At 47.7% G+C, this 14,698-nt stretch carries 15 protein-coding genes and 1 pseudogene; 9 read left to right on the top strand and 7 right to left on the bottom strand.

The features are described 5' to 3' along the window. Positions 1-2 precede the first annotated feature (2 nt). From hflC to QI63_RS10430, 9 genes and pseudogenes are all read left to right on the top strand, one after another. Positions 3-962: a protease modulator HflC gene (gene hflC, locus QI63_RS10390; protein ID WP_369792415.1), complete on the top strand. Its 960-nt coding sequence runs from the start codon at positions 3-5 to the stop codon at positions 960-962. A 99-nt stretch (positions 963-1,061) separates the two neighbouring features. Continuing rightward, on the top strand, positions 1,062-1,685 hold the full coding sequence (locus QI63_RS10395) for a periplasmic-type flagellar collar protein FlbB (protein WP_044016156.1): 624 nt from the start codon (positions 1,062-1,064) through the stop codon (positions 1,683-1,685). Positions 1,686-1,696: 11 nt separating this feature from the next. Beyond that, positions 1,697-3,238 (top strand): MBOAT family O-acyltransferase, encoded by a 1,542-nt coding sequence (locus QI63_RS10400; RefSeq protein ID WP_044016159.1) that lies wholly within the window; start codon positions 1,697-1,699, stop codon positions 3,236-3,238. Between the two features lie 15 nt (positions 3,239-3,253). Beyond that, a complete protein-coding gene (locus QI63_RS10405; RefSeq protein WP_044016160.1) occupies positions 3,254-4,444 on the top strand; it encodes an SGNH/GDSL hydrolase family protein in 1,191 nt (396 codons plus the stop codon). A 20-nt stretch (positions 4,445-4,464) separates the two neighbouring features. Continuing rightward, positions 4,465-5,355, top strand: coding sequence for an acyl-[acyl-carrier-protein] thioesterase (locus tag QI63_RS10410; protein ID WP_044017329.1), 891 nt, complete (start codon positions 4,465-4,467; stop codon positions 5,353-5,355). Next, positions 5,336-6,199: a 16S rRNA (adenine(1518)-N(6)/adenine(1519)-N(6))-dimethyltransferase RsmA gene (gene rsmA / locus QI63_RS10415; protein ID WP_044016162.1), complete on the top strand. Its 864-nt coding sequence runs from the start codon at positions 5,336-5,338 to the stop codon at positions 6,197-6,199. Before QI63_RS10410 ends, rsmA begins: the two co-directional genes overlap by 20 nt. Positions 6,200-6,233: 34 nt before the next feature. Further along, positions 6,234-6,650, top strand: a pseudogene (locus tag QI63_RS10420) (hypothetical protein); the annotation flags it as partial. Between the two features lie 157 nt (positions 6,651-6,807). Then, a complete protein-coding gene (locus QI63_RS10425) occupies positions 6,808-7,794 on the top strand; it encodes an RluA family pseudouridine synthase (RefSeq protein ID WP_044016166.1) in 987 nt (328 codons plus the stop codon). Positions 7,795-7,801: 7 nt separating this feature from the next. Next, on the top strand, positions 7,802-8,938 hold the full coding sequence (locus QI63_RS10430) for a pseudouridine synthase (protein ID WP_235619694.1): 1,137 nt from the start codon (positions 7,802-7,804) through the stop codon (positions 8,936-8,938). Here QI63_RS10430 and QI63_RS10435 read toward each other — a convergent pair. The 7 genes from QI63_RS10435 to QI63_RS10465 form a co-directional block, all read right to left on the bottom strand. Continuing rightward, the gene (locus QI63_RS10435; protein ID WP_052185545.1) at positions 8,856-10,289 is read right to left on the bottom strand and encodes a bifunctional folylpolyglutamate synthase/dihydrofolate synthase; all 1,434 of its coding nucleotides are present in this window, start codon (positions 10,287-10,289) and stop codon (positions 8,856-8,858) included. The two genes, QI63_RS10430 and QI63_RS10435, sit on opposite strands and share 83 nt — an antisense overlap. A gap of 81 nt (positions 10,290-10,370) precedes the next feature. Next, positions 10,371-11,348 carry a PstS family phosphate ABC transporter substrate-binding protein gene (locus QI63_RS10440; RefSeq protein ID WP_044016168.1) on the bottom strand — a complete coding sequence of 326 codons (978 nt, stop codon included), beginning with the start codon at positions 11,346-11,348 and terminating at the stop codon, positions 10,371-10,373. 1 nt (position 11,349) lies between these two features. Further along, positions 11,350-11,565: a hypothetical protein gene (locus tag QI63_RS10445; protein ID WP_044016170.1), complete on the bottom strand. Its 216-nt coding sequence runs from the start codon at positions 11,563-11,565 to the stop codon at positions 11,350-11,352. A 22-nt stretch (positions 11,566-11,587) separates the two neighbouring features. Beyond that, entirely contained in the window at positions 11,588-12,151 is a 564-nt protein-coding gene (locus QI63_RS10450) for an O-acetyl-ADP-ribose deacetylase (RefSeq protein WP_052185546.1), read from the bottom strand. A gap of 124 nt (positions 12,152-12,275) precedes the next feature. Beyond that, entirely contained in the window at positions 12,276-12,980 is a 705-nt protein-coding gene (locus QI63_RS10455) for a FecR family protein (RefSeq protein WP_044016171.1), read from the bottom strand. A gap of 63 nt (positions 12,981-13,043) precedes the next feature. Then, entirely contained in the window at positions 13,044-14,243 is a 1,200-nt protein-coding gene (locus QI63_RS10460) for a hypothetical protein (protein ID WP_044016173.1), read from the bottom strand. Then, on the bottom strand, positions 14,240-14,698 hold the full coding sequence (locus QI63_RS10465; protein WP_044016175.1) for a hypothetical protein: 459 nt from the start codon (positions 14,696-14,698) through the stop codon (positions 14,240-14,242). Before QI63_RS10465 ends, QI63_RS10460 begins: the two co-directional genes overlap by 4 nt.

A 14,698-nucleotide genomic window follows, 5' to 3' on the forward strand; every position in this document is an offset into this window, starting at 1 on the left:
AGATAGTGCAGTTTGGCGCCATACTACTGGGTATTCTTATTCTTGTGTTATTGGTAAAGCCTTTTTATATTTTAAATGAGGGACAAACCGCGGTTATCACTCAGTTCGGTAAAATTGTCAAAGCCGAAACGGAGGCGGGGCTTCATTTTAAGATACCGATTCTGCACCAGGTACATCGATACACGGCAAAATTGCTCCGCATCGATGGCGACCCTCAAAAAATTCTTACCAAAGAAAAGCAATTCATCGAAGTGAATACGACCAGCCGTTGGCGTATTTCAGACATCCTCAGGTTCTATCAATCTCTCGGAACCTACGAAGCCGCTTATTCGCGTCTTTCGGATATTATCGACTCATCAGTGCGGGATATTATCACCGTCAACAGTTTGAATGACGTTGTCCGCAACACCAACATCATTAATGAAATGGTGCATCAAGAGCAGATCGGGCTGAATACGGATGAGGTTAAGCTGGAGGAAGTAACCGGCGCGGAAAAGGTTGTGTATGCGAATATCGAAAAAGGGCGCGATATGCTGGCTGCCGAAATTTTAAAGAAGGCGAATATGCAGCTGAAAGATTTCGGCATTGAGGTTATCGATGTCATCTTTAAAGAGATAAAATATTCCGACGAATTGCAAGCCTCCGTATATAATAGAATGATTAAGGAACGGAATCAGATTGCGCAAACCTTCCGTTCTACCGGTGAGGGCAAAAAGGCGGAATGGCTCGGTAAGTTGGAAAACGAGAAAAAGAGCATCCTGTCAAAGGCATATGCCGAATCGGAGAAGATAAAGGGTGCGGCGGATGCGCAGGCTACCGCAATTTATGCCGCATCGTACGGCAAGTCCCCTGAGTTTTACAGTTTTTGGAAGAGTCTTGAAGTATACCAAAACGCACTTCCCGATACCGAAAAGATATTATCAACCGATATGGAATACTTTCAGTATCTTTATAAACATTAACGCGGGGACTGATAGAGCGCTTAAAAAAAATGCTTTTAAGCGCTGGACTAATATTTGTTGAGATTTTTACCGATACTGAAATATGCAGGGAGGACTCCGGTGAGACGTAGAGGTTCTTTTGGACGAGTAATAGTATTGCTTTTATTGATTATTATATTGGTTTTCGGCGGACTTTTTTGGTTTAGCTATCTCGGCTTAATCAATGCGCGAGGAGTTTTTTCACCGGTATACTCATGGTTCGGGTTAAAAACACCTGCCGGCGTTGCTTCTCCGGCTGATGCTGATGCGGATTTGGATGCCGACCGGTATGCAAAGCGGTTGATTGCACTTGATGTCCGCTCGCAGGAGCTTGATAAAAAAGAAGCTGATGTTACCGCCCGCGAAAAAGAAGCGGCACAAGTATCGCAGGAGCTGGATGACCGGCTTTCTATTATAGAAGAAAAAGAAAAGTCTTTTAAACAGATGATGACGGAACGCGATATGCGGGAAGTAAATATCGACCAGATTGCACGGTATATCAATGGAATGCCGCCTCAGAAGGCTGTCGCAAACCTGCTGCAAATGGATGATCAAGATATTATCGATGTGTTGCGGGCGGTAGAGGCAATCGCGAAAAAAGCGAACAAGACTTCTTCCGTTGCGTACTGGTTCTCGTTGATGCCGGCGAACCGCGCCGCCGATATTCAGCGCAAGATGGCAAACAAACCGGCAGCGCTCCCTTAATCTCTTGAGAGATGTTATTTCCGACACTCCGGTTTGCGCTCTTTTTTTCCGTTGTCTTTTTTCTGTACTGGTATGTATTCAGGCAGAAAAGACAACGGATTGTGCTGCTTACCTGCGCAAGCTATTTTTTTTATGCCTGCTGGGATTGGCGTTTTTGCCTCTTGCTGTTCGGAGTGTCGGCGCTGTCCGGTCTTACCGGTTATCTGCTCGGTATACAAAAAAACTATATTCCCCGTACCGTTACGATGATAACCGGTACCGTGCTGCACATTCTTTTTCTCGGTTTTTTTAAATATTTTTATACAGCTGTTTCCTTTTTAAACTACACGTTTTTTAACGGACAGCTCCAAGCGCCGCTGTTGTTGCAACTGCAAAGTTACTCGCTCTTATTACCGGTAGGAATTTCGTACTATACGTTCCGCTCGATGAGCTATATTTTTGATATTTATCTCTGCAAAATGAGGCCGGTTCAATCGTTTATCGAAGTACTGCTCTATATCTCGTTTTTTCCGCAGCTGGCGTCGGGTCCCATCGTGCAGGCGGAAGCCTTTTTTACAGCCTTGCCGGATAATCTTGCACAGGATGTAACGGCGGAACGCCCGATAGCGTTTGACCGCAGCGTACTGCTGATCTTGTCGGGGCTGTATAAAAAGATGGTGCTGGCAACCTTTCTTTCCGTGCTTGCCGTCGATCCCGTATTTGCGAATCCTGCACAGTGTAATACCCTCGAACTGCTTGTTGCTTTGGTATCGTATACGTTTGTTATTTATTGCGACTTTTCCGGCTATAGCGATATGGCAATCGGCATCGGGCTTTTGCTCGGCTTTGAAGCACCGCAGAACTTTAACCGTCCGTATCTTTCCCAATCGGTGAGTGAGTTTTGGCGGCGCTGGCATATCAGTTTTTCGTCGTGGCTGCGCGATTATGTGTATTTCTCTTTCGGCGGCTCGCGTTACGGTTTAGTCCGCACGGTGATTGCGCTGGTTGGGACAATGCTCATCGCGGGGGTGTGGCACGGCGGCTCTATTCCCTTTGTGCTGTGGGGGCTGCTTCAGGGACTTGCCTGCGCCGCAGAGCGGGTTGCCGCCGTGCTTGGTAAAGAACGCCGCGCCGCCGCTATAAACACTGCCGCGGGCAACCAAGAATCTCTCATTGCTGCAACGGCTGTATCCGATAAACCGCGCCGCGGCATGGTGCGGTTTATCGGATGGAACATTGACATGAAACGGCTGCTTCGGCTCGGCGGTATGTTTGTGTTTATCAATATCAGCTGGCTAATTTTCCGGTCGAATACCGTGCGGGAAATTACGTTGTATCTTTCTTCACTCAAGAATATCACACAGCCGTTCCGCACGGTGCATTGGTTTGTGCTGGTACCGCTCGCCGCCGCCTTTTTGCTGCAAATCCCGAAAGAAGAAACGCGCCGCGCTTATTTTGCACGGTATGTACGGCTGCCGCTCGCGGTAAAGGCCGCTGCCGTTGTGCTGTTTTTTGTCGGACTCAATATCGTTTCGACGTCCGGTGTTGCGCCGTTTATCTACTTCGGATTTTAGGGAGATACGCAGAGTATGAGTGAAAAAAGTCAACGCGGCGAATCCGCTCAATACGAGCGGCAAGAATACGACAATCGGCAAGGGCGGAACGGCCGATACTCTCCCAATCAGTGTTTTTTCTTTGTTGTGTTAACGCTGTTTATTCTTATTCCGTTTTTAGGGCAGCGGCTTGCGCATCCGGTGCAAAACATCAAAAGAGCCTCTTTAAAAAATATTTACAGCGCACTCACCGCGCCGATTGTTTCCGTTACCGAATCATCTCCTGTCGCTGCCGTTATTCCCGTACTCAGGAATGCGTTTATACGAACGGCGGGGTTAACGGAGCGCGGCGAATGGGATACGTTCTTTTATCGCCAAGGGGTGTACGACAGCGAGGTCGCCGCTTTTTACGCGGTAACCGGTGAGCACGGTTATATCGAAACAATGCCCGGCTTTTCGGATAATTTAGGCGGCAGCGGGCTGCCTGCAGAATTGTTGGGGCAGGTTTCTAAAGCGATGCTCCGCAATGTCTCACTGCCGGTTGTCCATTCCGCACGGATGCCCTTGCGGCTATTCTTTTTCGGAGATTCTCAGATGCGCAGTATCGCCGCCGGTATGACCCGTGCGCTCGGCTCCGACACCGCTATTACAATACAGGATTTAAGCGTTCCTTCTTCCGGCTTTCTCCGATCCGATTATTATAACTGGCCGCAAAAACTTGAAGCGCTGCTTGCCGCACAAAAAGACGGAGAACGCTTTGATGCCGCCGTTGCCTTTTTAGGCATGAACGACTATCAGGATATGTGGACGACCGGCGGCATTATCCTTACGGCGGGTACGCCCGAATGGGAAGAGGTGTACCGTAAAATGGTAAAAGCGCATCTCGACATCGTTCTTGCTTCCGTTCCGCGGCTGTACTGGCTCGGCTTGCCGGTAGTGCGGAGCGCTGCGTATAACGAAAAGATGCAATACCTAAATGCAGTACACGATTCCGTCGCCGAAGAATACGATTCCAAAAAGCTGGTAAGGATTTCGCTTAAAGGTCTCGTCGAGCAATATGGAACGGGATACATCGGAGCGATTAAGCCCGAAGGCAGCGCATGGATACCGCTTATACAGGGCGACGGTATCCACTACACAATCGAAGGCGGTGAGTATTTAATGAAGCACTTCATTGATCGGCTGCACCGCGACTACGCATTTGAAACGCATTGCACAACGCTCTAAAAGCAGTTACACTGATGCCTATGATACTCGACGATAAATACACGATGCCGTATACGGTGCCGACCACTGCCATCGACGGGCAGTACCGCTGTACGCCGTTAACCCTTGCTGCGCTTTCGCAGGATTTGGCGGCTAATCACTATAGTTCTACCGGTATATTTATGCCGCAGCTGCAAGAACGGGGTTTGATGTGGATTATTTCCAAGCAGCATTTTGAAATACATGAATATCCGCTCTGGCTCGATTGCCTGACGTTACAAACATGGGCGCAGCCGCCGAAGGGGCTTTTTTGTTTTCGGGATTTTGCCTATTACTACGCTGAGGACGGAAAGAAAGATTCGTTGTCTGCGGCTTTTAAAGATTTTGATGCGGCGGAACGGAAGGGTACCGAATGGACGGCAGACTCGTTACGCCGGCATGGAGCGCTGTGTGTGCGCGGCAGTACGTGCTGGGTTGTGCTGAATACGCACACCAATCAGCCTGCCGTTCTTGACGACACGGTGTTCGGTTCGTTGACGTTTTGTGACGAGCATTTGGAAGGACGGGTTTTTGCAAAGATTCCCTTGCCGGAACACTGGGATCGCGAAGAACTTTTCCATCCGTCGCTTTTGGATATCGATATGAACGGGCACGTCAATAATCTCAATTATATCCGCTGGGCATTGTCGTTTATGGATGCGGACTTTTGCCGCGGTAAATTGCTCCGCGTCCTCGATACCAATTTTTTGATTTCCGCTCAATACGGGGAAGAACTCTGCTGCCGCTGTTCTCATATTGAAGACAACGTGTGTGTGCATTCTATTGTGAGAACTGCCGACGGCAGCGAGGTGTTCCGCGCCCGTACCGAATGGACTGATGAACGGAAGATGGCACGGCCGCTTCAGGTTGAACATGAAACTTCCCGACTATAATGCGCCGTCCGCACTCGCTGCCGTGCTCGATGAACACGGGTTCGGGATGCAGAAAAAATTCGGACAAAACTTTTTGATTAATGCACATATACGGCAGGAGCTTGTTTCCGCGCTCGGCCTTTCCACCGGAGATGCTGTATGGGAAGTCGGCCCGGGGCTCGGCTCGATGACATCGTTGCTGTTGGAGGCCGGCGCCGATCTAACCGTGTTCGAAATAGACCGCGGCTTCGTGCAGCTCTTAACATCCTATTTCGGTTCATATCATTCGTTTCATTTAATAGAAGGCGATGTGCTTAAAACATGGAAGGCTGAATATCAACGGTATGCACCGAAGGCCTTTTTCGGGAATCTGCCGTACAATATTGCGGCAAAGCTCATCGCGGCGACAATCGAAGCCGAGTGTTTTTTTGACCGTATGGTGATAACCGTACAAAAAGAGGTCGGGCTCCGTATGACCGCGGCTCCGGGAAGTGCGGATTACTCGTCGTTTTCGGTGCTGTGCCAATGGGCTTATGATGTAGAGCCGATTCGCGATATTGCTCCCGCCGCCTTTTGGCCTAAACCGAATGTCGAATCCCGGGCGCTCCGTTTTACCAAAAAACAGTCCCCGCAGCCGGTACGCGATGCACGTCTTTTTTTAAGTCTTGTCCGCGGCCTTTTCAGTGCGCGGCGTAAAACGGTGAAGAATAATTTAAGCACGATTCTTGCTGCGAGAGGAAAAAAGACGCTGTCGGCGGAATCCTTGCTGAAAGCGGCTGGAATTGATCCCGCTGCCCGTGCGGAATCGCTGACTGTCTATGATTTTATCCGCTTATCGGATAGACTGGCGGGCTGTGATGAATAAACGATTACGTTGTACCGCATTTTTGGTTCTGTGCATGATGACCGTTGCACAGATGCCGCTGATTGCGGACGAAAAAAAAGAAGATCATACGCCGGTTCCTTATACAAAAGAGGAATTCCCGCTTTGGCAGCGGGAACTCCGGCGGTTTGAAATACTGTCTTTCGGGGCGCTCCCCTTTGTTACGCTGCTGTCTTTTTGGGGGTACGATATGATTCGTGCCATACAGCACCCTAAAGATCCTGCCTATTATCCGTGGCCGTTCAAACAAGCTGACAAGGCGGTCGCGCTGACCGAGAAAGAACAGCTGGGCGTATTTCTTACCGCCGTCGGCATATCGGTAACAATCGCATTAATCGATATAACATACCGCGCGATTAAACGTTCCGCAGCAAAAAAGCGTTTGGAACGGGAGAATGCCTTTACCGAAGACCCTATTCAGTTTACGCCGATAAAGCCATCGGACGAAGAGGACGCTCAGACTTTGAAGCTCATGACCGATGCTGCATTGGCTGCGGGGTCTATCGGAGGAATTACAGCACTGTTAGAAAAGGTTACCGCATCGACTCCTTCCGCACAGGGCGGCAAGACCGGTACGGCTGCACAATAGTATGAATAAAGTATTTGAGCTTACAGTGCCGGATGGAACCGGCAAGCTGAGGCTTGATGCGTTTTGCAGCAGCGTGCTTACCGGTATGACCCGTTCGCAGCTGAAAACGGGGATGCAAGCTGTGCAGCTCAACGGGCGGCAGGCAAAACTTTCAAGTACGGTGCAAGCGGGCGACCGTATTACACTGATATGGGAAAATCCGCTCCCCGATGTTCTTATACCTGAACACATTCCGCTCCGTATTGTATATGAAGATAATGATGTCATCGTGGTGAATAAACGAGCCGGTATGGTTACGCATCCTGCGGCGGGCAACTGGACGGGGACGCTGGTACAGGCGCTTGCGTATTACCGCTTGCACACGTCGCCCATTCATGATGAATATGCCCGCCTGCTCGAAGCGGAGCAGGGGAAGGGGCGCTTTGCCGAGCTATTGCGTGCAGGTATCGTTCACCGGCTTGATAAGGATACTTCCGGCATCCTTATCACCGCCCGTAGTGCCGAAGCGGAAGCTTTTTTTAAAAACGAGTTTAAGCTGCGGCGCACGGAAAAATATTATATCGCAATTCTGAACGGCATACCGGAAAAGCCGGCCGGCATTATCGAAACGTCGGTATTCCGCGACGGGCATAGCCGCATTCGGTTTGCCGCCTCGGCAGATCTGTCTAAGGGAAAATATGCCCGCTCACGCTATAAAGTGCTGCGGGTGTATGGGCGGTATGCGCTGGTGCTCTTTAAAATCGATACCGGCAGAACTCATCAAATTCGGCTTCATGCGCGGTTTATCGGCTGTCCGGTGGTCGGAGATCCGCTGTATGGAAAAAAAGAAACCGAATGGAAGGCATACGGGTTGATGCTCCACGCCTATCGCCTGTGCGTTAATCTTCCTTCAACACAGAAAAAAGCCGTGTTTACCGCCCCGCTGCCCCGAAAATTCCAAACTGTTCTGCGCTTTTTGCAGATGCGGCAGTCACAGGGGAATAGCTGAGGCGTCTATGGGAAACGAAACTATCGAAATATGTGCCGAAAATGCAGTGATGCAAAATTCCACTGAAAAAATATTTTCGGTTAAAAATTTCGATTATAATAGAGCGGAACCCTGTATTGTACGGGAAACCGATCATTGGGCGGTTGTGTATAAGCCGCCGTATCTTCCCACTGCGCCGCTCCGAGCGGATGAACGCAATACGCTGGTATACTGGTTTTTGCATAGCCCTGAGGCAGAGGGCGATGTTCCATGCGATGATATGCAAACAGATGTGCTGCTCGATGCTACGCAGATAGATCCACAGGAGCCGCCCGCCGAATACGGGCGGGATATTCAGGAAGTTCAGGTCGGCAATAAACCGGTGATACGGCCGACAGGACGACGTATTCGAGAAGCGCAGGTACGCGGAAAAAAGGCGATTGAGGCGGGGCTGCTGCACCGGCTCGATACGGATACGCGGGGGCTTGTGCTTTTTGCAAAGGATCAAGCAGTATACGATTTTCTTGCTGCCCGGCAGGAAGCGGGGCAGATAATAAAAACCTATTGCGCTTTCGTAGAACCGAACGGAGCCCCGGAGATAGATGACGGATATGGTTTCGATGCAACGGAGTTGTCTACGCTGAAAGAGCTGTCTGCCGTACAGAGGGGGATAGCGGCACAGGAACAGGTAGTAGTACAGGAACGGATAGCAGCACAATTACCGCTTACGCTGGAAAGTCAGTTTAGGAATTTCGGCCCCGGCGCAAAAAGGGTCGCTCCGGTTTTTCCCGGTTCGCGGCATTACAAGAAAGACGGGCGGCTGTATACGACGGTAATCGAAGCGGTTGATATTCTGCCATCTCCAATTGATGGAAACGATGCTGTGCCTCAAACCGCCTACGAATTTCGTCCGTCCCCGCCGCTGATTCGGGTGCGCTGCCGCCTTTCCCGCGGATACCGGCACCAAGTGCGTGCTCATCTGGCCTCCGCCGGACTTCCTATTGCGGGTGATCCGCTGTACGCGCTGCAGGGAGCGGAAGCTCAACCGGAAGCTGCGCCGGTGAGTTTGCAGCTTTATGCGGTCAGTCTTGAGTTCCCCGATCCTGAAAACCCTCGGCAGAGTATACGTGTTGCGCTTCCGCTGCCAGATAAAATGAACCCGTAATCAGCAGCGGCCGGTTTTCGGCGATGCTTTGGGTAAAGGCCTTCTTTAATACCGCGTTAAAATCCTCGCTCGCTTCCATTACAACACTGTTCTCATTCCCGAAAACCTGCGTAAATGCACCGACGGTTTTTTCTAAATTCCCCTTTTTAAACGAACCCGGCACGGTGAGGTAGAGATAACAAACTTTATCGTAGAATATCGGCGCAAAATCGGCGGGATCTTTGTCGGCCGCGCAGGCAAACACCAGTATCGGCTTAGCATTATCTGATTTAGCGGAGCCATTGTCGAGGAGAGAAAAGAACGTGTCTGCGCAAGTCCGTATGCTGTTATGGGTATGCGCACCGTCGATGACGATTAAAGGCTTCGTACTTAAAAGCTGGAAGCGCGCAGGGAGCCATGCCTTTGAAAGCCCGCTTTCGATTAACGCTTCCGGCATATCGGGAAAGCGGTATTTAAAAGCGGCGGCGGCGAGCGCAGCATTCTCCGCCTGTACCGGCGTAAAAAGCGGGAGTATTGCGTGCAGCGGACGTTTAAAGAGCGTACCGACCGGATGCGCGGCGGAAAAGCGGATAGTAACTTCGCGGCCTTGAGGTGTCAGGCGGTGTTCGATTGCTTCGATAAAATCGGGGAGATAGAAGAGCGGAGCATTGAGCGCTGCCGCCCGTTCTCTGAATACTTCAAGCGCGGAAGGTTGCTGCCGCGAGCAAAAAACGGGCACCCCCGCTTTAATGATACCCGCTTTTTCCGCCGCGATGAGCGGAATGGTATTGCCGAGATATTCGCAGTGCTCAAGCTCGATCGGCGTCAGCACCGTTATTTCCGGCTGCACGATATTGGTAGCGTCAAGCCTGCCCCCCATGCCGGTTTCAAACACCGCCCAGTCGAGCCGCTCCTGCCGGAACAATACAAAGGCGGTCAGCGTTACCAGTTCAAACCAGCTCGGCTGGGGTTCAGTCTCTTTGCCGATATGCGGCATAACGCTCTCCCGTACGGTACGGAATGCTTCAAGATAGGCGGAATCGCTGAAAAAGCAACCGTTTTCCGTTATCCGTTCACGGAAGTCGTTTACGTGAGGTGAAGTATAAAGGCCGGTCTTATATCCTGCCTCGGCAAGTAAGGCCGAGAGCATCGCCGCAACGGAGCCCTTTCCCTTTGAACCGGCAATGTGTACTGTTTTATATGCCGTTTGCGGGTTGGAAAAAAGCGCGGCATAGTATCCGATAACCTCAAGCGAAAATGCTTTGTTATGCGGCCGTTTTTCAAAGTTGATAAAACCGTCAAGCCATCGGTAAAAATCGTTCACATTTTCTATAAGCGTTTGAGATGGTGCAGCGGTATATATTGTATTCATAAGGATTGTCGCTCGTTTTGCAGAGGTGTCAGGTTTGTTCATGATCGTTGTAGTTGAAAACGCCCGTTGAACGGACGTTTTTCAATTTTTTAACGGTACATAGCCATTATTATCGATGATGCTTTGCCCTTCAGGAGAAAGAATCCAATCTATCAGCTTTTTTACATTTGCATTTTTGTTATCCTTTCTGTAAATAGCAAAAAAATGTGAAGATAGAGGATATCTGCCATTTTGTATATTTTCTTTTGTTGGTGCAATCCCATTTAAAGAAATCATTTTTACATTTGCATTTTGTGTTATTCCTTCTACATAATAACGAAATGAGTAACCGATAGGACTTCCAAAGAAAATGCCTAAAGGATTTAATCGTATCTTTTCTCCATTCATAAATTTTAAGAATGCGGTTTGGCTGCCGCTTCCTTCTTTTCTTTGCCATGCTGCAATTAAAGTATTTGTTCCACCAACTTTTTTCCAATTTTTAATTTTACCGGAATATATTCCTTTTATTTGTTCAATTGATAAGTTATTGACAGGATTCGTTATATTCTCAATAAACACAAATGCTTCTAAGCCAATTGGAACAAACTCTAATTCTACATTATTTTGTTTTGCATACAATAGTTGCCCTTCTGAAGGTGAGGCGCAAAAAATTATATCTGCAACGCCATCAACAACAGCTTTGTAAGCGCCTCTCGTGTTTCGCATTTGAACTTTGCTTTCTTTGGTAAAATTTTCACCATCGAAACAAACTGATTTTTCAGGATAAGTTGCAGATGCAATCGCAGAAAAGACCGGATATAACGCACTTGCTCCATCAAGTACAGGAATGGTGTCATCTATTTGAAAATCTGATTTTACATAATTTGTTTTTGAGTTCTTGTCAAATGGAAGATAATCCTTTAAATCAATTGAAAGAGTTGAGATTTCGTTACTCCCAGCTACAACAGCTATCATACCTGACTTTCTATGTAAAATATTAAATTGTATTCCTGAATATAAGAGACTTATCATTCCTAATAGAGAAATCATAATAAAAAGGATAACAGTAATTTTCTTCATATTACATTCCATTGATTGCAATTGACCTCATCAGTAAAAATATAAATCCACCAATAATCACAATCCATGCTACAATAATTATTGAACAAATTATAATTTCTTTTTTTAAGGCTTTTCTTTTCTCAATATTTTCTTTATTTGTCCTGCAAAATTGTATTATAGCACTTATCAGCCAAATTAATGCTACAATAGGAAGACCAAAAATTAAAAATTCCATTTATTTTCTCCATGTTCCTGTATTACCGTGTGTGTATCCGCCTACTATTTTTTGACTGTCTTGAATCGCTCTGTTTGATAATTATGTTTGATAATATTGTACGATACAGTTCTTCTGCTTGTTTATTAAAACAGACATGATAGACGGTCATATCCGCCTTTGTTTCCGTTAAGTAGGTATAAACGGTGGAAAGAGCTATTAGTGCCGCCTCTTCCATAGGATAGCCGTATACGCCTGCACTGATACAGGGAAACGCAATCGTTTCACAGTGAAAGTCTGCGGCAAGAATGAGTGAGTTCCGGTAACAGCTTGCGAGCAGTTCCGGCTCTCCGTGTTTACCGTCTTCGTATATCGGCCCGGGAGTATGGATAACGTATTCTGCAGGGAGCTTATATCCGCGTGTAATTTTTGCCTGTCCTGTTTTACACCCTTTGAGTGCGCGGCATTCTTCCAATAATTCGGGGCCTGCGGCACGGTGAATAGCTCCGTCAACACCTCCGCCGCCGAGCAAGGTGGTATTTGCTGCATTGACAATTGCATCTACTTTAAGTGTCGTTATATCCGCACAGATAATTTTGATATCCATAGTTTCCTAATTACGATCGATATAGACTGAATACGGTGTATTTTTGAATTAAAAACCGGCATCCTATCCCTCACCGGTTGTGGGAGATGGGAGGGAGCGGCTGCCGGTTATGGATTAAAAAGAGTTAGTCGTCCCAGCCGACGATGACATGGGTAGATCCGGGACGGTCTTCTGCGCTGATAGGCTTGGCTATACCTTGCCGGTTATCCCCTGCCTCAATATCGGATGCGGTATGGGCAGCAGCTGCTTGTAACCGGTTATCCGAAGTGTCAGTTGCGACAGCTACAGGAGCGGTTACGGTACCTGCGGAACTCAAGGTACTGAATTCGCCGGAGGCAACCATTTTCGGTATTCCGACACCGATACCCGATTCAAACTGAACGGCTCCATGGTCTACGAATAAGTTATGTCCGTCGAATTCAAATCCGGTACCGCGTACGGAAGCGGTTGCAGTCGGACTCTTAACCTTAAACTCCGCTTTTTCACCTTCTTTCGGTGTAACTTCTGCCTTAACCCGTCCGGCCATCAAAAACATCTGCGTTTTTGTTGTTCCTTCGGATTTTATCAGCTCTTCAAGCGATAAGCGGGTAACAGGTTTTACCGTCAGCACTGCCGATTCCGTTTTAAGAATAACGGTACTCTTAAAGCCGGTAGAGATAAGAGAACCGGCCGGTAAAACATCGCCTACTTTTGCGGCTTTCCAATCTTTTCCGGGGTGTTTGCATTCAACTTTTCCGGCAATTTCGGTGACGGTTGCCGTCAGATTTGCTGCTGCAGCAGAAAAAATTCCCGCTGTGCAGAGCAGTAAAATTCCTAGATATCTTTTCATAGTACACCTCCTAAAATTGAGTGCTATAGGGGAGTTTTAAAAACTTCCGGTTTTAGCGGTTCCCTATAGTTTTACGGTAAATGTCAGTTCAGTTAGCCAGCGCAGATTATACGCCGTGATAACTTTCGGATTTGGTATAAATATGCCTCCGGTGAATGATGCATCAAAATCATTATGGAATTGATACACTACTTTCGCCGATAACTCGGATCCGACATAAGTAGGTTTTTGTACGGTGTTCGGAGAAGTCAGCAGTAGATATGACAATTCCGTTAAAAGACCTTGTATCGGGCGAGCGTTTACCGTAAGACCTCCCGTAAGCGTATTGCTGAACGAGCTGATCGACCCATTAGCAACAACTGTTTGTTTTGTGTCTGTAATAGGTGCAAATCGACGCATCGGTCCTGTACCGTCATAGTTTCCTGCAGCCCAGTTGAGCTTACCGGTTACCGTAAAATAACGCCAATTGGGATTAAAATATTGCACTGCAAGTCCCGATGCAAGCGAGTAAGTAAATTTTGAAGCTTCTCCCAATTGGAGGGCTATCCAGTATTGCCAATTAATATTCCTGCCTATCCGTCCATGAATATACGGCATGAAGTATTGCGTGTGTGTCCTTCCGGTTAGTTTAAGTAGATCAAATTGAGCAAGGGCATCGATTCCTATTGTATGTGAAGGAATAACCTCTTGGAAAGAGGCCGAAAGAAGGAAGAACAACCGTTGAGGGGCAAGTACCTTACTGTTATCATTCAAACGGTCTTCATCATCCAAATCTATTTTGATTTGTGTATCGGTTTTATAGGTAAGTCCCGTATAGCCGAGTGCAAAAGCAATATCAACATTCTTGATGGTAAGACCGATTTTGCCTCCATCGAATAAACCGCTCAAAATTTTATTTGAATAATCGTTGAATGAAGTACGTCCGACTGACCATTGCAAGCCGATCGCATTAAAGATCTTATTGCCCGACCAATCCGTTCTTTTCAGTCTAAATGCTTGGTGGATGGGAAGGAACTGAGCCGCTCCCTTAGGATTAATAGGGAAATCACCTGAAAACCGGGCTTCCCCGGAAATATATATCGATGAAAAATCCTTTACAGGGAATGTGACGAAGACTTCCGCTGCATTTGCCTGTGATATGTTAAAAGTTTTATTGGTACCGTTTAACTCGGTGCTATTGGAAAGGTTGACACCGAAATCCAATGCGGCAGCATACATGGTAATACCGCCTGCGATAATGAGAAAGGTTAGTATACGTTTCATTGTTCACCGCCTTGTACCGTATCGATGCGTCCGAGTATTTGGAGCATTGTAGATCCCGTCATCGGTGCATCGGGATCGCTATTACCTTGGATAACTGCGAGGTACCGCAGCTCACGATATGCGTATCGAGGGCAGGGATAGATGCGGTACATTAAGCCTCCTTTTATATTGAAAGCCTTCATCAATAAAAAGGCATAGGTTTTGACCGGTATTACATCGCCTGCCGTAACCGAATCCCGTATTAAATTTTGATTTTCGCTTTTGAAGCGGTCAAAGGCTGTTTCAAAATCAAGCGTGTCAGCCCCCTCATTCAAGGCTGTCTGTATCAGATAGGCAGCCTGACCGAAGGTTGTTTTTTCAGTCTCTAAAATTTTATCGACCTTTTCAGCCTCTTGACCGAATGATGCCGCGATAGTAATCAAAACCGCAACGGTAATACATAAAGTGCGTTTCAT

The organism is Treponema sp. OMZ 838 (genome assembly GCF_000775995.1).
GTDB lineage: Bacteria > Spirochaetota > Spirochaetia > Treponematales > Treponemataceae > Treponema.

Excerpts from the sequence above, each read along its gene's own strand:
- QI63_RS10405 (WP_044016160.1), top strand. The coding sequence starts at position 3,254 with ATGAGTGAAAAAAGTCAACGCGGCGAATCCGCTCAATACGAGCGGCAA.
- QI63_RS10425 (WP_044016166.1), top strand. The coding sequence starts at position 6,808 with ATGAATAAAGTATTTGAGCTTACAGTGCCGGATGGAACCGGCAAGCTG.
- QI63_RS10460 (WP_044016173.1), bottom strand. The coding sequence starts at position 14,243 with ATGAAACGTATACTAACCTTTCTCATTATCGCAGGCGGTATTACCATG.
- QI63_RS10400 (WP_044016159.1), top strand. The coding sequence starts at position 1,697 with ATGTTATTTCCGACACTCCGGTTTGCGCTCTTTTTTTCCGTTGTCTTT.
- QI63_RS10410 (WP_044017329.1), top strand. The coding sequence starts at position 4,465 with ATGATACTCGACGATAAATACACGATGCCGTATACGGTGCCGACCACT.
- QI63_RS10430 (WP_235619694.1), top strand. The coding sequence starts at position 7,802 with ATGGGAAACGAAACTATCGAAATATGTGCCGAAAATGCAGTGATGCAA.
- QI63_RS10445 (WP_044016170.1), bottom strand. The coding sequence starts at position 11,565 with ATGGAATTTTTAATTTTTGGTCTTCCTATTGTAGCATTAATTTGGCTG.
- QI63_RS10455 (WP_044016171.1), bottom strand. The coding sequence starts at position 12,980 with ATGAAAAGATATCTAGGAATTTTACTGCTCTGCACAGCGGGAATTTTT.
- QI63_RS10465 (WP_044016175.1), bottom strand. The coding sequence starts at position 14,698 with ATGAAACGCACTTTATGTATTACCGTTGCGGTTTTGATTACTATCGCG.
- rsmA (WP_044016162.1), top strand. The coding sequence starts at position 5,336 with ATGAAACTTCCCGACTATAATGCGCCGTCCGCACTCGCTGCCGTGCTC.
- QI63_RS10435 (WP_052185545.1), bottom strand. The coding sequence starts at position 10,289 with ATGAATACAATATATACCGCTGCACCATCTCAAACGCTTATAGAAAAT.
- QI63_RS10450 (WP_052185546.1), bottom strand. The coding sequence starts at position 12,151 with ATGGATATCAAAATTATCTGTGCGGATATAACGACACTTAAAGTAGAT.
- QI63_RS10440 (WP_044016168.1), bottom strand. The coding sequence starts at position 11,348 with ATGAAGAAAATTACTGTTATCCTTTTTATTATGATTTCTCTATTAGGA.